We start from the raw sequence: 13,928 nt of genomic DNA on the forward strand, positions 1-13,928 counted from the left end.
CGGGCGGTTAACGCGTGGCCTCGGCCAGCATGCCAAATACCGAGAAAACCAGAGGTTTTCGCTCCAGATTGAAGCTTTCCGTGTCGCGTGCGGCACTGTTGATCTTTTCCCATACCTCGGCAAGCCGTGCAAGGCGCGGCAGGTTTGAGCCCGCGTCCGGCGCATGGAGGTGCCCCGTCAGCCAGCGGTCAATGGTGTCAACGAAAGCCTTCAGTCCGACACGGTCGTTGAGCGGCAGCGCGTCACCAAGGGCGTGGAGCGCCCGCTGATCGAGCTGCGGCAAGCGATTCAGCAGTTCGAGCGTACGCTGGTGGAGCCCGAGCGATTGCCCGCCAAGCAAGGTGAGTGCGCGGGCCACGCTCCCCTCCGCCGCGTCTGCCGCCTCCCCCAGCGCATGATCGCTGCGGTTCAATCCGGCTGCTTCCGCGGCTGCCTGGATCACATCCTCCGTCGCCAGAGGCCGCAGTGGGAGTTTCCGGCAACGGGACTGAATGGTGGCGAGCACACGCGCAGGAGCGTGACTGATGAGCAGAAACAGTGACCGCGCCGGCGGCTCTTCGAGAATTTTGAGCAGCGCGTTGGAGGCGTTGGCGTTGAGTTCATCGACGGTGTCGACCACACAGACACGCCAGCCACCGACAGAAGCTGCGGTCGAACCGAAAAAGCCGATGGTTTCGCGCGACTCGTCCACCGTAATGACGGTCCGCATCGTGCCCTTTTCGTTGGCGGTGCGCTCCAGCGTCAGCAATCCGCCGTGGCTGCCGTTTGCGACCTGGCGCGCGACGGGATCATCCTGATCGACGTACAGACTATCGGCATCCTGTACAGATCGTGCGGAGGGGTCGGAATGCGCAAGCACGAACCGCGCCATGCGATAGGCCAGTGTCGCCTTGCCGATGCCCTGCGCGCCGCCGATCAGCCATGCATGCGGAATGCGACCACTGCGATAGGCCGTCAGCAATGTCCGCTCGGCATCCCGATGACCGAAAAGGGCCGTCGTTTCACGCGGAGCGCGGATAGATGTCTCAGGTTCGGCCGTGCGAGCGCTCATGCCTTGGTGGTCTCGCGGACGGAGGCCACAGAGAACAGGTGATCGCGCAGCGCCTTCCAGACACGTTCCGCAACCGTCCTGGCATCGGCATCGGCATCAACCAGCGCGCAGCGCTGCGGATCGCTCTCGGCGATCTTGCGATAAGCTTCGCGCAGCTTCTCGTGAAAGCTCACGCCCTCACCTTCGAAACGGTCAGGAACCGCAGTCCCTCGCCGCTTGAGCGCGCGCTCCATTCCGACTGAAACCGGAACGTCGAGGATCACCGTGAGATCTGGCTTGAGATTGCCGATAGTCACACGCTCCATCGCCCGGATCAGTGTCGGATCGACCTTGCCCAGTTCGCCCTGATAGACGCGGGTGGAATCCGTGAAGCGATCGCACAGCACCCAGAGCCCCTGCACGAGCGCCGGTTCGATCACCTGACTGACATGATCGTCGCGCGCGGCGGCGAACAGCAGCGACTCCGTCTCGGGACCGAATGCCTTGGCCATTCCCGAGAGCAGCAGATGCCGCACGATTTCCGCACCGGCCGAGCCGCCCGGTTCGCGGGTTGTGATCGTCCGCAGCTTGGCCGCGTTGAGACGATCCGCCAGCAATTGGATCTGCGTCGACTTGCCGGAACCCTCGCCGCCTTCAAAGGTGATGAAGCGGCCGCGCGGCGGCTGTCGCGGTTTGACAGCGTCGGTCATGTCAAAGCTTCTCCGCGCCGGCGCGGAACAGCCCGATGACGAGCTCGCTGGCGCCGTCGATGGCGCGGCGGGTGGTCGAGCCTGTCTCGATCGTTTCCGCTGCGACCAGCGGAGATTCCAGTGCGATGTTGCTGCCGCGCCAGACCTTGAGCGTGCCTATCCGCTGACCCGGCTGGATCGGCGCGCGCACCGGCCCCGTATAGACAATGCGGGCGATCAGTTTGTCGGTGCCGTTCCGTTGCACCATCACCTTGATCGGCTCCGGGCTCGCCAGTTTGACGGAGCGTGAATCACCGCCGAACACCTTGGCGTAACCGATAGTCTGATCCTTGTCGAACAGCGTCCGTGCCTCGAAATTGCGGAAACCCCATTCGAGCAGCTTCTTCGCCTCGGCGGCACGATCATCGGCATCTTCAAGTCCGTTGACCACCACGATCAGCCGCATGCCATTTTGTACGGCAGAGCCTACCATGCCGTAGCCGCCCTCCTTGGTGTAGCCGGTCTTCAGTCCGTCCGCGCCTTCGAGCATGGTCAGCAGCGGATTACGGTTCTGCTGGCGGATTTTGTTCCAGGTGAATTCGCGCTCGCCGAACAGCTTGTAGTTATCGGGATAGGTCAGGATGATGTGCCGCGCGAGCATGCCCAGTTCGCGCACGGTCATCTTGTTGACCGGGTCCGGCAGACCGTTGGAATTTCCGAACGTCGATTTTGTCAGGCCGAGTTCACGCGCGCGTTTGGTCATCAGCGCAACGAAGTCGCGTTCGCTGCCCGCGATGCCTTCCGCCAGCGCGATGCAGGAGTCGTTGCCGCTCTGGATCAGCGCGCCGTGCAAAAGATCGTCGACGCTGACCTTGCTGTTGATCGCGGCGAACATGGTCGAGCCGCCGGACGGCGCCCCACCCTTTCGCCAGGCGTATTCGCTGATCCGGTACTCGTCGGTCAGCTTGATGTCGCCCTTCTTCAGCGCGTTGAAAACAACCTCAGCGGTCATCAGCTTCATCATGCTGGACGGTGCGCGGAGTTCGTCGGAGTTCTTCTCGAAAAGAATACTGCCGGACTTTGCCTCGATCAGGATCGCGGTCGGGGCATCGATCTCGTAGCCCTCGTCCTTTTTGGCACCCTGCACGCTGTTGTTGGCTGCATGGACCCCGCCACCAAGCGCCAGACCAGCCATCACGAGGACCGCGGCAAGCGGCCAGAACCGCCCATACGGACGCCCGCTACTCCGGGATGTTCTGAGAATGGCTGCCATGTTGAGTTTCCTGAGGATCGCCTTGTAACAGTTGGGCTGATACCAAACAACGGACAGCTAGCCGCTTCGGTGTGCTCTCGGCCTTCAATATTTTGAAAAGAGGCAGAAAATCGATGTCGTCCTCGCGAACGATCTCAGCCAACGGCATTGAGTTTTTTGTGACCGAACAGGGTTCCGGCCCGCTGGTACTGCTGTGTCATGGATGGCCCGAACTCTCCCATTCATGGAGGCATCAGCTGCCGGCCATCGCGGCTGCCGGTTTCCATGTCGTCGCACCCGACATGCGTGGTTTCGGGCGGACATCCGCTCCCGAAAGTATCGATGCCTACTCGATCTTCGATATGGTCGGCGACATGGTCGCGCTGGTGGCGGCGCTGGGCGAAACCAAAGCGATCATTATTGGCCACGATTGGGGCGCGCCTGTCGCGTGGCACGCCGCCCTGTTCAGGCCGGATATCTTCACGGCCGTCGGCGGGCTGAGCGTTGCGCCGCCATTCAGGGGGCGCGAGCGGCCGCTGGATGCGCTGGCCAAAAGCGGCGTCACCAACTTTTACTGGCAGTATTTCCAGAAGCCGGGCGTCGCCGAAGCCGAGTTCGAGCGCGATGTCGATTACACCATGCGCGCGGTAACCTTCGGCGTCGATGCCTCGCTATTCCTGAAGGACGGGCACGGCTTTCTGGGCGACACGACAATCCCGCGCCCCCTGCCCGCATGGGTCAGCGAGCAGGACCACGCGCATGTCGTCGAAACGTACCGTCGGACGGGGTTTCGCGGCGGCCTGAACTGGTATCGTAACATCGATCGGAACTGGGAACTGACGGCCCCTTGGCAGGGCGCGAAAATCCATCAGCCGTCGATCTTCATCGCCGGTGCCAACGATTCCGTCGTCACCGGCATTCTCGGCGGAAAGCGCGTGACCGAAATGGACCGCGTGCTGCCAAACCTGAAGCGCAAGCTGATCATCGAAGGTGCAGGCCACTGGATTCAGCAGGAGCGCCCCGACGAGGTGAACGCGGCTCTGGTCGAATTCCTGAAGGGTGTGCGGGGCTGATCGCCGGGCGCGTTGGGCTCAGTAGAGCCCGCGGCCGGACATCAGGTAGAGGCTGTTGTCGCGAGATGCTGGCGCATAGGCCGCAACCGGCCTTGTCGTCGCGGGAGCTTCCTCGGCAGCCTCCTCGACCTCAGCCGGAGCACTGCGTTGGAAGCGGCGTCCGCCAGGCCGCGCGGCGCGCGACGCCGAGACCTCGGATGCCCCTGCCGCAGCCAGGTCTTCCTGTGTATTGCCGAGTGTATAGGGCCGCCCGGTGGGCAGCGGAACGTCACCCCGGGTCACCCCGCGGGAGGGTGAAGGCGTCATGTCCGGGATGAAGGCGCGGGCCGAGGCGACGCGCACGGTCGATGGTGCGGGCGCAGGTTCGCCGGTCCGCAGCGTCGCCATCAACTGGCGGTCGTCCGATCCTTCCAGCGGCGCGCGGCCGACATACTCGACCCGGACCCGGCCAACGCCGTTTTCGCGGAATTCGAGCAGCTTGGCGGCGGTGTTGGAGACGTCGATGAGCCGGTTGCCATGATACGGCCCGCGATCGTTGACGCGGACGACGACCGATTTGCCGTTGGCCAGATTGGTGACGCGCGCGTAGCTCGGCAGCGGCATGGTCGGATGGGCGGCGGTGAGCGACGTCATGTCGAACACCTCGCCATTGGCGGTCAGGCGGCCGTGGAAGGCATCGCCGTACCAGGAAGCCATTCCTTCGGCGCGATAGTTCGGGTTTTCTTCGGGAACGTAGGTCCGGCCGGCGACGACATAAGGCTTGCCGACGCGATAAGTGCCGCCGCCCCGTGGGACAGCTTCGCCGAAATCGACCACGCGAGGACTGCTGGAGACGCCGTACTTGGGGTCGACACGGCTGGAGAGCTTGTTCGACGAGGCGCAATTAGCGACCAGCAGGCACAAGGCTCCCGCTGCCGCGATACGCGCGGCCGCCCCGCCCGATTCCGTGACCCAAATCCCCATAGAACCCCAAATAGCATTTTTCGCGGCCGCTTGCCTACCGGGCACCGCGAGGCCGGATGATGGCACTCATACGCCGCTTACCTTAACTCATTGCTTCCATGCCGAAAACGCCCTGAAGCGCGAGGTGGTAAACCGGAGATTGATTTTGTGGGACGTCCAGACAACCTGTGGTCGCCGCATGGCCGAACCTGACCGCTTGAGGGCGGCGTTCGGCAGCCACGCTTTTGCCGCCCCTGTTGCCGGTGCGTGACACACTTCAATTGGGGCGGCCCGGTCGTCGCCAAGTACTGATAGCGTAAGCCTCCTCTCCTCCCGCGTTGAAAACTTAAACCCGGCCTTGCGCCGGGTTTTGGTTTTGACGGGTGCAAGGTCTGGCAGACACCGCAACAATGCCCGGCGCGGACCGTGTGAGATATCGCTTACGCGGAATGATGGCGGAAGGGGTGGGATTCGAACCCACGGTGCCCTTGCAGGCACGCCGGTTTTCAAGACCGGTGCCTTAAACCACTCGGCCACCCTTCCTGCGCTCTGAACACCAGCACTTAGCAAAGCGGAAGAGGCAGCGAAAGAGGTGATTGCCCTGAAAGGGCGCTCCTTGATTGACCATTGGATGTTGGCGCCTTGTCGGGCAACCCGTCCCGGGCCGCGCCTAACTCTGGTTCATCAAGCAACGATAAAGTCGCCGGCCGTCAGCGAATGGACACCGTGAAGCTTGATATCGATGGGGCCACCCGAACACATTCGCATACACCAGCGTTGCATCGGCAGTCTGCGTTCAGCAGATCGATCGTGGTGTCGTTGTACGTGAGTTGCAGCCCCTCGGAGCCCAGATGCGTGATGTCGTATGGTGCATGGCTGGGAAAACCGCTGAGCAAAACCGTTCTCGTGCCGCCGCCAGCAAAGGCGACGGTCTCACGCTGGCAGTGGCACGCCGGGTTGCTTGTCGAACCTGTGCGCCAGCCAGGACGAGATCGTCGCCGGGACAAATCCGACAAGTCCGTAGAGCAGATAGTGCTTGAGCCCCGTCTCGCTCCCTAGCGTGCCGTAAAGAACTGCCGTTGCGCAAAATGCGACGAGACCGGTGAGGAACATCCGAGGGACCGTACCAATTCTCCTGACATGGAAGAGAATGTCGTCAACAGCGCCGATCATCAGCGCCGGGATGATCCCGAACAGGTAGTTGTAGGGGATTGTCATCAGCAGGACCTTGAACAGTTTCTTCACAACATCGGCTCCGTCCCAGTAACCTTCCGGTGTTCCGAGAACGAGAAGGAAAAAGCCTGCCACCAACGGTCCTATGGCTGCGAAGATGATGTATCGTTTCATTCCGTCCCTCACCCTGCCCGGCCTTCACGCATTCAGATTGTTGCGGGCAATTCCGCTCATAAGAAAACGAGAAAAGAATCCGCGCAAGTGGCTAAGCTCCGGACCGGTTCGTCGCGGCCATAGGCCGGAGCGGCAGGTCTTGCGCCCCATGCCATAACGTGATGCCCGAGCGGCCGGCAGCCCTTACCGCGCGCCCTTGAGGGTGCATGACGTGGAGCATGTCGTCTTCACCCCTGCACTACAGGCCTGACAGACGGCCATGCATTGCTCGAGGTTCTTGGGATCATAAGGGCTGTAGAGTTTTGTTGCACATGCAAGCGAAGCTTCGGGCTGTTCTTGCTTGATTCCGAACGATTGCAACGCAATAAAAACCAGAGCCACCAGGCCGACACCAATGGTCATGAAAATGATCGCGCCGCGGACCACGCGCGACCGCTCGTGTCGCTCAGCCTTGGTCGTTCCACCAATATGACTGCCGGTCACCGGAGGGCTCCTCCTGCAACCCAACGCACCGGATACGGAGGCGGTTCCAAGCCGGACCGCCCGCCGCTGACGTCAGGCAAGCCGTTGCTTTCCGGGCTTCTCTCTCAATTGGCTCTGGTTAATCAAGGATTAAAGGCGCTCCCCGGCATTCGTGCTTTGATTCAAATTTTCCGAAACTTTCGCCCGGTAGGAATACGCTTCGATCACGGAGCGAAGCCAATGGCTGTTTTCAGAAAAGAATCCCGCAAGCCCCGCCACACCACGCGGCACGACGCGTGGATGCTGCTTGACGGGGGATTTGCGAAACGCAATTGCACTATCCTGGATCTGTCGTCGGGTGGTGCGCGCATCAAGCTCATCGATACCGTGCCGATCGGAAACAACCTCAGCCTGGCGCTGACGGGTGACGTGCGAAAGGTGACGCACTGCCGCTTGATCTGGCGGAAGGACAAGATCATTGGCGTCGAGTTTAGGGGACGTACCTGATGTGCCCCGGTGCCAGTTTCTACTAACGGAGAGGTGGCTGAGTGGCTTAAGGCACCGCGTGGTACACGGGCAACCGTGTCGGAGGTTCGAATCCTTCCCCTCTCCGCCATTGTCCTTGGATGCCCAGGTAAACCTCAGCGACGGTTGCGTTTGCTGCTCGTGGTGGCCGGCTCCACCTCAACGGGATAAGCGGCGGCGCCACGGCGAAACGCCAAGCGCCAGTTCGGAGCGCAAGACCCGTTCAGGCCACCAGTGCTCGCCTGACATTGGGCCATCGTGGAGTAATCGCATTGCTCGATTGCACCGCTCCAGCCCGACGCATAGGTCATGCAATAGGGGTATTCTGTCGCATGGGCCGGAGCCTGACCGAGAAAAAAGAAACCGGTGAGCGCCAGTGGCGCCAGATAAAGGTAACGCATGTTGTCCTCGATTCGTGTTGGCCGCATGAGACACCAGCGCGGGTCCCGGCTCAAGCCAACGCGGTTCGCCTGATCGCAGGTCGGAGAATTGGCTCTATCTTAGGCCGGTTTCTGGACATCTTGGCATCGGCCCGAAATCACGTATGCGTGTTGCGGTTCGATGCCATCAGCCGGATGGGTGTCGCCGAAGGAAGAGCAGCATGTATCCGTCACCGAATGATGTCACCTTCGTTTTGTTCTTTGCGGATTCCTCGTTATGCCGATTACACTGCTTATGAGGTCGCCTTTTCGGGGACCAGATCATGCCTCAGCGCCTAGCGAAGATCAGGAGAAGCCGTGAGCGATCCGGAACAGGATAATCGAAAGCGTAATCAAAAAATCGCCGAGAACGAAGCCAAGCGCGAGCTGAAGAGTGACATCCGGCTCTCGACCTGGGCGATCGGCGTTGCCGTTGTTATTGGCCTGATCGTTCTGGCGATCTTTTTGAAGAGGTAGACTTTCGACGTCCTATTTGTTGAACGTCATGTCCACACATTTAAGGACATCCGGTCCGACGCCGACGCTTAGCAGAATGCAGCCCTTGGCGCTAAGCTTGGTGCTGTCGCTGACCCAGATCGCGGTCCCACCGGACCCAAAGAATGAATTCGTATTGGGTGGTTCGGTTTCAGTCGCATCGAACTGGTAGCTGGAATCGCTGGGGAAGATACGCGCCTTCAATTTACAATCGCCGTCGGTATCGACCTTGAGAACTTCCTTGTTGTCGCGGGTGACGCCGACGCTGACCTGACAGCGATAGAATTCGGATGTCTTTGTATTAAAAATGTAAGCAAATGATTTGCAGGAAATGTTTTGAAGCTTGCCGGCGTTCAGTCCGCGGCCGCAGGATATCCGCTGGTTGCTGCTGAGCTTGATGTCGTCTGCCGCGCGCGCTCCGGAAAGACCCGCGGAGACAGTCAGCGCCAGAGCCGGCATAACTCCAAGAAAGAATCCACGAAATTTCTTCATCGATTGACCCCTATTATCCGTGCGTGCTGCGGCGAAAATCATGCCGGGCACCGCACGTCCGGCGTAACTCTAATGTAGTTTTTGGCGGTAGGCCATCGGCGGATCCGGGCTCACCCATGTGCCAGTGCCTGCGCCCTTAACTGTTCAACAACATTCAACAGGCGGCTTTGCCCTTGTTCGCCGATGGCCGCTTCGCGCGCCTCCTGAATGGCGTCGCCGAGCCTCGGGAGCGGGAGATCCCCGTCGCATGTCGGTTTCACCAGACGGTCGATGATGACATTCCATTCGGCCAACCCGTTCTGATAGGTATCGCCGTGTCCCTTAATGAGGTTGGCGGTTCTCACAATCGCGACGGTCGCTTCCGGCTGCTTCACCAGACTGCGATCGACCATGTGCAGCCATCGCTCCACCCACACGCGCTCCAGCTTGAAGCGCTCGGAAAACGGGCGTGTGATCCGTGCCGCGGCCAGCCATTTCAATCGTTGAAGCTTGAACCTGGTTCTCGAACTAAACCGCAATGTGACACTTCTGCGTGCGAGCTTTGCAAGACGCAGGCGCTGAAACAGATCGAGAGCCGGCGCTGCCGCCTTCGGCGGAAGCATCGGGATGACCTCATCCCAGCGGAATTTTTCAACCCGGTCGACGGACAGCGGGTTGGGTTCGGCAGTCGCGCCGCCCGCTTCCGCCAGTTTCAATTCTGCGATGCGGATCGGATCCTCGAAATGCATCCGATCTGACAACAACTGCGCCAGTTCCGCCAGGTTAGGCACATGGTGCGCGGCTGGACCGACATACCGTTCGATCCGCTCAAGATAGGCCAGCGCATAATCCGGGTCCTGATAATCGATCAGCGAATGGACGGCTTCGCTGACAATGGGAGCCACGTCCGCAGGCAACTGGGGCAACAGCCGCGCCAGCGCCGCGCGGGCGACTCGCGGATTTCGTGTCTCTTCGCCGAAATATCGTTCCTTCAGCAAACGGAACGGCGACGGCGGAACTTTGACTCGAATCTTCACGACGTCGCCTGTGCGCCGGTTTCGGCAAGCTGCGCCTCCAGCTTTCCGAGATTCTGGAATAGCCGCGCGCTGACCAGCCTCAGGAAGTAAAAGCCGAATGCGGGATTTTGCACGTAGAGTTCCTCGACCTTTTGATAGGTCACGCTAAGGATGATCCCGCCCTCAAGGCATTCCAGCGTTTGAGTCCGCTTGTTGGACGGCGAGAGCATGCCGAGTTCGCCGACGATGGCGCCCTTCGGCAGTTCGATCCCCGACTCCACAAGCCGGAAACGTCCGCTGACGATGTAGAACATCTCCTCGGCCTTCTCGTACTTGTAGAAAAGTATCTCGCCGGCCTTGCATTTGCGCTCGGTCATGAACGGCTTCAGCCACGCCATGGACAGATCGCTGTTGACCGACTTCTTTACTTCGCGGACCAGCAGCAGCATTTCCCGCAGCCGGTAGACGTTAAGCGGCAGCAGGATCATGTGCAGCACCATCACCGGATAGTGATGATGAACCACTGAAAATCCGATGAGCAGAACGTTGGTGAGAATGCCGAAGATGCGAAGCGGGATCATCGTCCGCATGGTGTATCCGGCCACCACAAACGCGGACGCGATAAAGCCGCCGGCGCCGGAAACGAGTCCTGACATGTCCATCGGAATCAACCTGATGCTAAAGGAAATCTGGTATCAATTATGCCGCGCCGCGCCTTATGCGACAACGGTTCCGGCGTGGTGGTTCGCAAGTCCGCATGGTATCCGGCGCGCCCCGACAGCGGACCTGCGAACCAAAACCACACCAAAATCATATATTCTTCCGGTGTCCCTTAAAATTCGACGTTCGTAACGAACGTGCTGTAAAACGAAGCGAACGCCGGATTTGGGACACGGATCGGCCGATGTGTTAATCGGACCCAAGTCTTGTGCCAAAATCCGTGCTGAGCGCGCTGCCAAAACATGCGCTCCGCTCAAATCTCAATTGACAGCCCTTCCCTTGCTACCACGGTCCCCGGCCGCGCCTTCGCGGCGGCAGCGGCAATACGGTCCATCTCGTCATCGTCGTGTTCGGGATCGTGGTGAAACAGATAGAGCTTGCCAACCCCCGCTTCATTGGCCAGGCGGACGGCCTGCTGCCAGCTTGAGTGCCCCCAGCCGACATGCTCGGGCAACTCCTCGTCGGTGTATGTCGTGTCGATGATGACAATCGACGCGTCCCGTGCGAGTTCGACCAGCCCCGGATCGATTTCATCGGCACTGAGTTCGGTGTCTGTGATGTAGGCCATGGCGCGACCGCCAAACTCGACGCGGTATCCAGTTGCACCGCCGGGATGATTGAGCGCCGCAGTCATCACTTTGATGCCCGGCCGCGGTGTCAGAATGTCACCCGGTTCGAAGTCGGTGAATTCGACCTTGCCATGGGCGGCTTCCAGTTCGATTGGAAACAATGGATAGCTCATCAGCTTCCGGACGGTTTCCTGCACACCGCCTGCGGCCTTCAGATTACCAGCCCAGAGACGCAACCGGTTTCCGGTCATGAAGGCCGGCACGAAGAATGGAAGGCCAATCAAATGATCGATATGGCAGTGACTCAAAAACAAATCGATGTCGGTCGGCTCTGCTTCTTCCGCCAGTTCGAGACCGAGCATGCGCAGTCCCGATCCTGCATCGAAGACCAAACGATGGTCACCGCAGCGAACTTCGACGCATGACGTATTGCCGCCATACCGCACGGTATTGGGGCCTGGACACGGAATGCTCCCACGAACACCCCAGAAACGCACGGACATTGTGGTCGGCATAAAAAAACTCAATGAACCCTTCGGGAGAATTGCATGCCGCTGTCATCTTCACCAACACGATACCGCGTACTGTTCACCAAAAAAATGGCTTGCCATGCCGGACCGCGATGGGTAGCGCGGCGGCGTTTTGCCTCACCCATCATTTGGTTGTCAGGGCGAAGACGCCGTTCCAGTCATCCGGTGGCGGGGTTTCCTGGAACGCCTTGATACGCTCGAAATAGAGGTCGTACAGCGTGGTGAAGGTCTTTGCTTCGTCGGCAATACGCGCTTTCGCAATCGCAGCAAGCGCCCCCTCCCAGTCGCGGCTGCGATAACACGCCAGCATCTCGATGGAGAGATTGCGAAGCCGTTGAAACTGTCCGGAATTTGCGACCTCCTCCCGCCCCACGATCGCATAAATCACCTCGGGCTCCTTCTTGCCCTTCACGGTGATGAAGTCGAGTTCGAGAATTGCGAACTTGTCCTTGGCCGCCAGCGCCGTCGCGGAGCCCGCGATGATAGGCACGCCGTAGGACTTCGACTGTCCCTCGAGCCGCGAGGCAAGGTTCACGCTGTCACCCAGCACCGAATAATCGAAACGCAAATTCGATCCCATGTTTCCGACGACGCAGGTGCCCGTGTTCAAGCCGATACCGACTTTCATCGGGATAAACGGCTTGCCGGCTTCATTCGCTTCGCGTTCGCGTTCGACATTCAGCACTTCGATGCGATCGATCATGTCGAGCGCCGCATTGCAGGCGTTGATCTGATGCTGCTGATCGCTCAACGGCGCATTCCAGAACGCCATGATGGCATCACCCATGTACTTGTCGATGGTGCCCTTGCGATCGAGGATTGCGTTGGTCAGCGGCGTCAGAAACCTGTTCATCAGCGACGTCAGGCCCTGGGGGTCGCTCTTGAACGACTCCGAGATAGTGGTGAAACCGCGCACGTCGCTGAACATGATGGTCATGTCCCGCTCCTCGCCGCCGAGCACCAACTTTTCCGGCGACTGCGCCAGTTGCTCGACAAGCGCCGGCGACAGGTACTGACCGAAGGCCGAGCGGATGCGGCGGCGCTGGGCCTGCTCGCGGAAATAGCTGCTAAACACCAGCACGAGATAAATCGACGTGCTTGCAATCAGCGGGAATGTGAAGTCGAACAGCAATCGGTGTTCGACGAAAAAATACCAAGACGTCGCGACCATGATGGCGACGATCACGCCACCGAAGATGACGAGCATGATGGCGCTGAGAATGGGCGCAAGCCAGATGATAGCCAGTCCGAACAGGATCGCGGCCAGCAGCTCGGCGCCGATTGCGTAGTTCGGCTGCGACAGCACCGTCCGGGTCAGCGCGCTTTCAAGCACCTGGGCATGGACCTCCACACCCGGCATGACCGGATCGAGTGGAGTGGTCTTCACATCCAGCAGTCCGACGGCAGAGGTGCCGATCAGGATGAGCTTGCGCGAGATCAGGTCGGCACCGGCCTTGCCCTCCAGTACATCGGCCGCGGACACATAACGCGCCGGATCGTGCTTGGCGAAATGCACCCAGAGCTGGCCGTTGCGATCGGTGGGAAGTTCAAAGCCGGGGACCGCGACGCTCTTCACGCCCGCCTCGTCCGACTTGACAAGAATGGTGTCGGCTTTGGTGACAATGCGCAGCATCTCGAACGTCAGCGAGGGCATCAATTCGCCCTGCGCCAACATTATCATCGGGACCCGGCGGACGATGCCGTCGCGCTCGGTGCGGATGGTGAACAGTCCGCGCCCGGGGGCCGCCTCTTCGAGAACCGGGATGTTCCGGAGCAGTCCAGGAAATTGGAGAAGGAACGGACGCGGATCCTCGCCCAACGTCGCTAACCCTGTCAAAGGCAGGTTCAGTTCCGGCTGGGGCACGAACTTTGGCAGGCCGGATTCGCCGAGAACGGCGGGTGATTTGCGCAGGACATCCGCAAGCACCTGATCGTTGCTGGGCAACGCCCGCAATTTCATCCGGCTCTGTTCGTCCAGATCACGAAACGCATCCGCAGCCAGTCCCGGCGACAGCCGATCCGCTTCGGCGAACACGATATCGAAGGCAATGGCTGCCGCGCCGAGATCGGTCAACCGCTGAACAAGATCGGCCACACGGGTCCGTGGCCACGGCCATTGCCCGTATTTTGCAAGGCTCTTTTCGTCGATGTCGATGATCACGACAGGACGTTGCGTGGTCTCCCGCGGCTTGAGGATTTGATATCCATCGAAGACGCGGACGCGCAGCTCTTCAAGCGGAATCGGATCGGCGACCCGAACGCCAAGAAACGCTATCAGCAGCAGAAAGGCCAGCAGCCGGCCGTAGCCGAACTGCCTGGCGTACAAACGGATACGCGCAATCAACCGGACTGACGATTTCAATGCCGCTCGCATCATGCCGCTAAAAC

The 13,928-nt window shown here is 60.3% G+C and carries 14 protein-coding genes and 2 tRNA genes; 4 read left to right on the top strand and 12 right to left on the bottom strand.

Annotation, left to right across the window (positions count from 1 at the left end; translation table 11 throughout):
* Positions 1-7: 7 nt before the first annotated feature.
* The 3 genes from AC1RM7_RS02895 to AC1RM7_RS02905 are packed head-to-tail and all read right to left on the bottom strand — an operon-like array spanning position 8 to position 2,992.
* Complete coding sequence (locus AC1RM7_RS02895; protein WP_024919266.1) at positions 8-1,051, bottom strand: DNA polymerase III subunit delta'; 1,044 nt, start codon at positions 1,049-1,051, stop codon at positions 8-10.
* Positions 1,048-1,740, bottom strand: coding sequence for a dTMP kinase (gene tmk, locus AC1RM7_RS02900; protein WP_024919267.1), 693 nt, complete (start codon positions 1,738-1,740; stop codon positions 1,048-1,050). Before tmk ends, AC1RM7_RS02895 begins: the two co-directional genes overlap by 4 nt.
* Position 1,741: 1 nt before the next feature.
* Positions 1,742-2,992 carry a D-alanyl-D-alanine carboxypeptidase family protein gene (locus AC1RM7_RS02905; RefSeq protein ID WP_006020569.1) on the bottom strand — a complete coding sequence of 417 codons (1,251 nt, stop codon included), beginning with the start codon at positions 2,990-2,992 and terminating at the stop codon, positions 1,742-1,744.
* Between the two features lie 113 nt (positions 2,993-3,105).
* On the opposite strand from AC1RM7_RS02905, the gene AC1RM7_RS02910 reads away from it, so the two are divergent.
* Positions 3,106-4,044: an alpha/beta fold hydrolase gene (locus tag AC1RM7_RS02910; protein WP_024919268.1), complete on the top strand. Its 939-nt coding sequence runs from the start codon at positions 3,106-3,108 to the stop codon at positions 4,042-4,044.
* Between the two features lie 18 nt (positions 4,045-4,062).
* Here the strand turns inward: AC1RM7_RS02910 and AC1RM7_RS02915 are convergent, their stop codons facing one another.
* From AC1RM7_RS02915 to AC1RM7_RS02925, 3 genes are all read right to left on the bottom strand, one after another.
* Positions 4,063-5,007, bottom strand: a complete 945-nt coding sequence (locus AC1RM7_RS02915; protein ID WP_024919269.1) for a septal ring lytic transglycosylase RlpA family protein — start codon at positions 5,005-5,007, stop codon at positions 4,063-4,065.
* Positions 5,008-5,439: 432 nt separating this feature from the next.
* Positions 5,440-5,529, bottom strand: a tRNA-Ser gene (locus AC1RM7_RS02920).
* Positions 5,530-5,919: 390 nt separating this feature from the next.
* A complete protein-coding gene (locus AC1RM7_RS02925) occupies positions 5,920-6,333 on the bottom strand; it encodes a DUF5413 family protein (protein ID WP_024919270.1) in 414 nt (137 codons plus the stop codon).
* A gap of 336 nt (positions 6,334-6,669) precedes the next feature.
* Between AC1RM7_RS02925 and AC1RM7_RS02930 the strand changes: the two genes are divergently transcribed.
* Entirely contained in the window at positions 6,670-7,302 is a 633-nt protein-coding gene (locus AC1RM7_RS02930; protein ID WP_244434438.1) for a PilZ domain-containing protein, read from the top strand.
* A gap of 27 nt (positions 7,303-7,329) precedes the next feature.
* Positions 7,330-7,411, top strand: a tRNA-OTHER gene (locus tag AC1RM7_RS02935).
* Positions 7,412-7,436: 25 nt separating this feature from the next.
* Here AC1RM7_RS02935 and AC1RM7_RS02940 read toward each other — a convergent pair.
* Complete coding sequence (locus AC1RM7_RS02940) at positions 7,437-7,721, bottom strand: DUF3551 domain-containing protein (protein WP_024919273.1); 285 nt, start codon at positions 7,719-7,721, stop codon at positions 7,437-7,439.
* A 336-nt stretch (positions 7,722-8,057) separates the two neighbouring features.
* On the opposite strand from AC1RM7_RS02940, the gene AC1RM7_RS02945 reads away from it, so the two are divergent.
* Complete coding sequence (locus AC1RM7_RS02945) at positions 8,058-8,216, top strand: hypothetical protein (RefSeq protein WP_006020576.1); 159 nt, start codon at positions 8,058-8,060, stop codon at positions 8,214-8,216.
* A gap of 12 nt (positions 8,217-8,228) precedes the next feature.
* On the opposite strand, the gene AC1RM7_RS02950 is transcribed toward AC1RM7_RS02945, so the two are convergent.
* From AC1RM7_RS02950 to AC1RM7_RS02970, 5 genes are all read right to left on the bottom strand, one after another.
* On the bottom strand, positions 8,229-8,726 hold the full coding sequence (locus AC1RM7_RS02950) for a hypothetical protein (protein ID WP_024919274.1): 498 nt from the start codon (positions 8,724-8,726) through the stop codon (positions 8,229-8,231).
* A 110-nt stretch (positions 8,727-8,836) separates the two neighbouring features.
* Positions 8,837-9,742: a DUF6537 domain-containing protein gene (locus tag AC1RM7_RS02955; protein ID WP_024919275.1), complete on the bottom strand. Its 906-nt coding sequence runs from the start codon at positions 9,740-9,742 to the stop codon at positions 8,837-8,839.
* Positions 9,739-10,383, bottom strand: a complete 645-nt coding sequence (locus AC1RM7_RS02960; protein ID WP_006020579.1) for a Crp/Fnr family transcriptional regulator — start codon at positions 10,381-10,383, stop codon at positions 9,739-9,741. The genes AC1RM7_RS02955 and AC1RM7_RS02960 overlap by 4 nt, the downstream gene beginning before the upstream one ends.
* A 311-nt stretch (positions 10,384-10,694) precedes the next feature.
* Positions 10,695-11,525 (bottom strand): MBL fold metallo-hydrolase, encoded by an 831-nt coding sequence (locus tag AC1RM7_RS02965; RefSeq protein ID WP_006020580.1) that lies wholly within the window; start codon positions 11,523-11,525, stop codon positions 10,695-10,697.
* A gap of 139 nt (positions 11,526-11,664) precedes the next feature.
* Positions 11,665-13,917: a CHASE2 domain-containing protein gene (locus AC1RM7_RS02970; protein ID WP_024919276.1), complete on the bottom strand. Its 2,253-nt coding sequence runs from the start codon at positions 13,915-13,917 to the stop codon at positions 11,665-11,667.
* Positions 13,918-13,928: the final 11 nt, after the last annotated feature.

The organism is Afipia sp. GW822-FHT03D08 (genome assembly GCF_058801645.1).

Coding starts and splice junctions, on each gene's coding strand:
- AC1RM7_RS02895 (WP_024919266.1), bottom strand. CDS start 1,051: ATGAGCGCTCGCACGGCCGAACCTGAGACATCTATCCGCGCTCCGCGT.
- tmk (WP_024919267.1), bottom strand. CDS start 1,740: ATGACCGACGCTGTCAAACCGCGACAGCCGCCGCGCGGCCGCTTCATC.
- AC1RM7_RS02905 (WP_006020569.1), bottom strand. CDS start 2,992: ATGGCAGCCATTCTCAGAACATCCCGGAGTAGCGGGCGTCCGTATGGG.
- AC1RM7_RS02910 (WP_024919268.1), top strand. CDS start 3,106: ATGTCGTCCTCGCGAACGATCTCAGCCAACGGCATTGAGTTTTTTGTG.
- AC1RM7_RS02915 (WP_024919269.1), bottom strand. CDS start 5,007: ATGGGGATTTGGGTCACGGAATCGGGCGGGGCGGCCGCGCGTATCGCG.
- AC1RM7_RS02925 (WP_024919270.1), bottom strand. CDS start 6,333: ATGAAACGATACATCATCTTCGCAGCCATAGGACCGTTGGTGGCAGGC.
- AC1RM7_RS02940 (WP_024919273.1), bottom strand. CDS start 7,721: ATGCGTTACCTTTATCTGGCGCCACTGGCGCTCACCGGTTTCTTTTTT.
- AC1RM7_RS02950 (WP_024919274.1), bottom strand. CDS start 8,726: ATGAAGAAATTTCGTGGATTCTTTCTTGGAGTTATGCCGGCTCTGGCG.
- AC1RM7_RS02960 (WP_006020579.1), bottom strand. CDS start 10,383: ATGGACATGTCAGGACTCGTTTCCGGCGCCGGCGGCTTTATCGCGTCC.
- AC1RM7_RS02965 (WP_006020580.1), bottom strand. CDS start 11,525: ATGCCGACCACAATGTCCGTGCGTTTCTGGGGTGTTCGTGGGAGCATT.
- AC1RM7_RS02970 (WP_024919276.1), bottom strand. CDS start 13,917: ATGATGCGAGCGGCATTGAAATCGTCAGTCCGGTTGATTGCGCGTATC.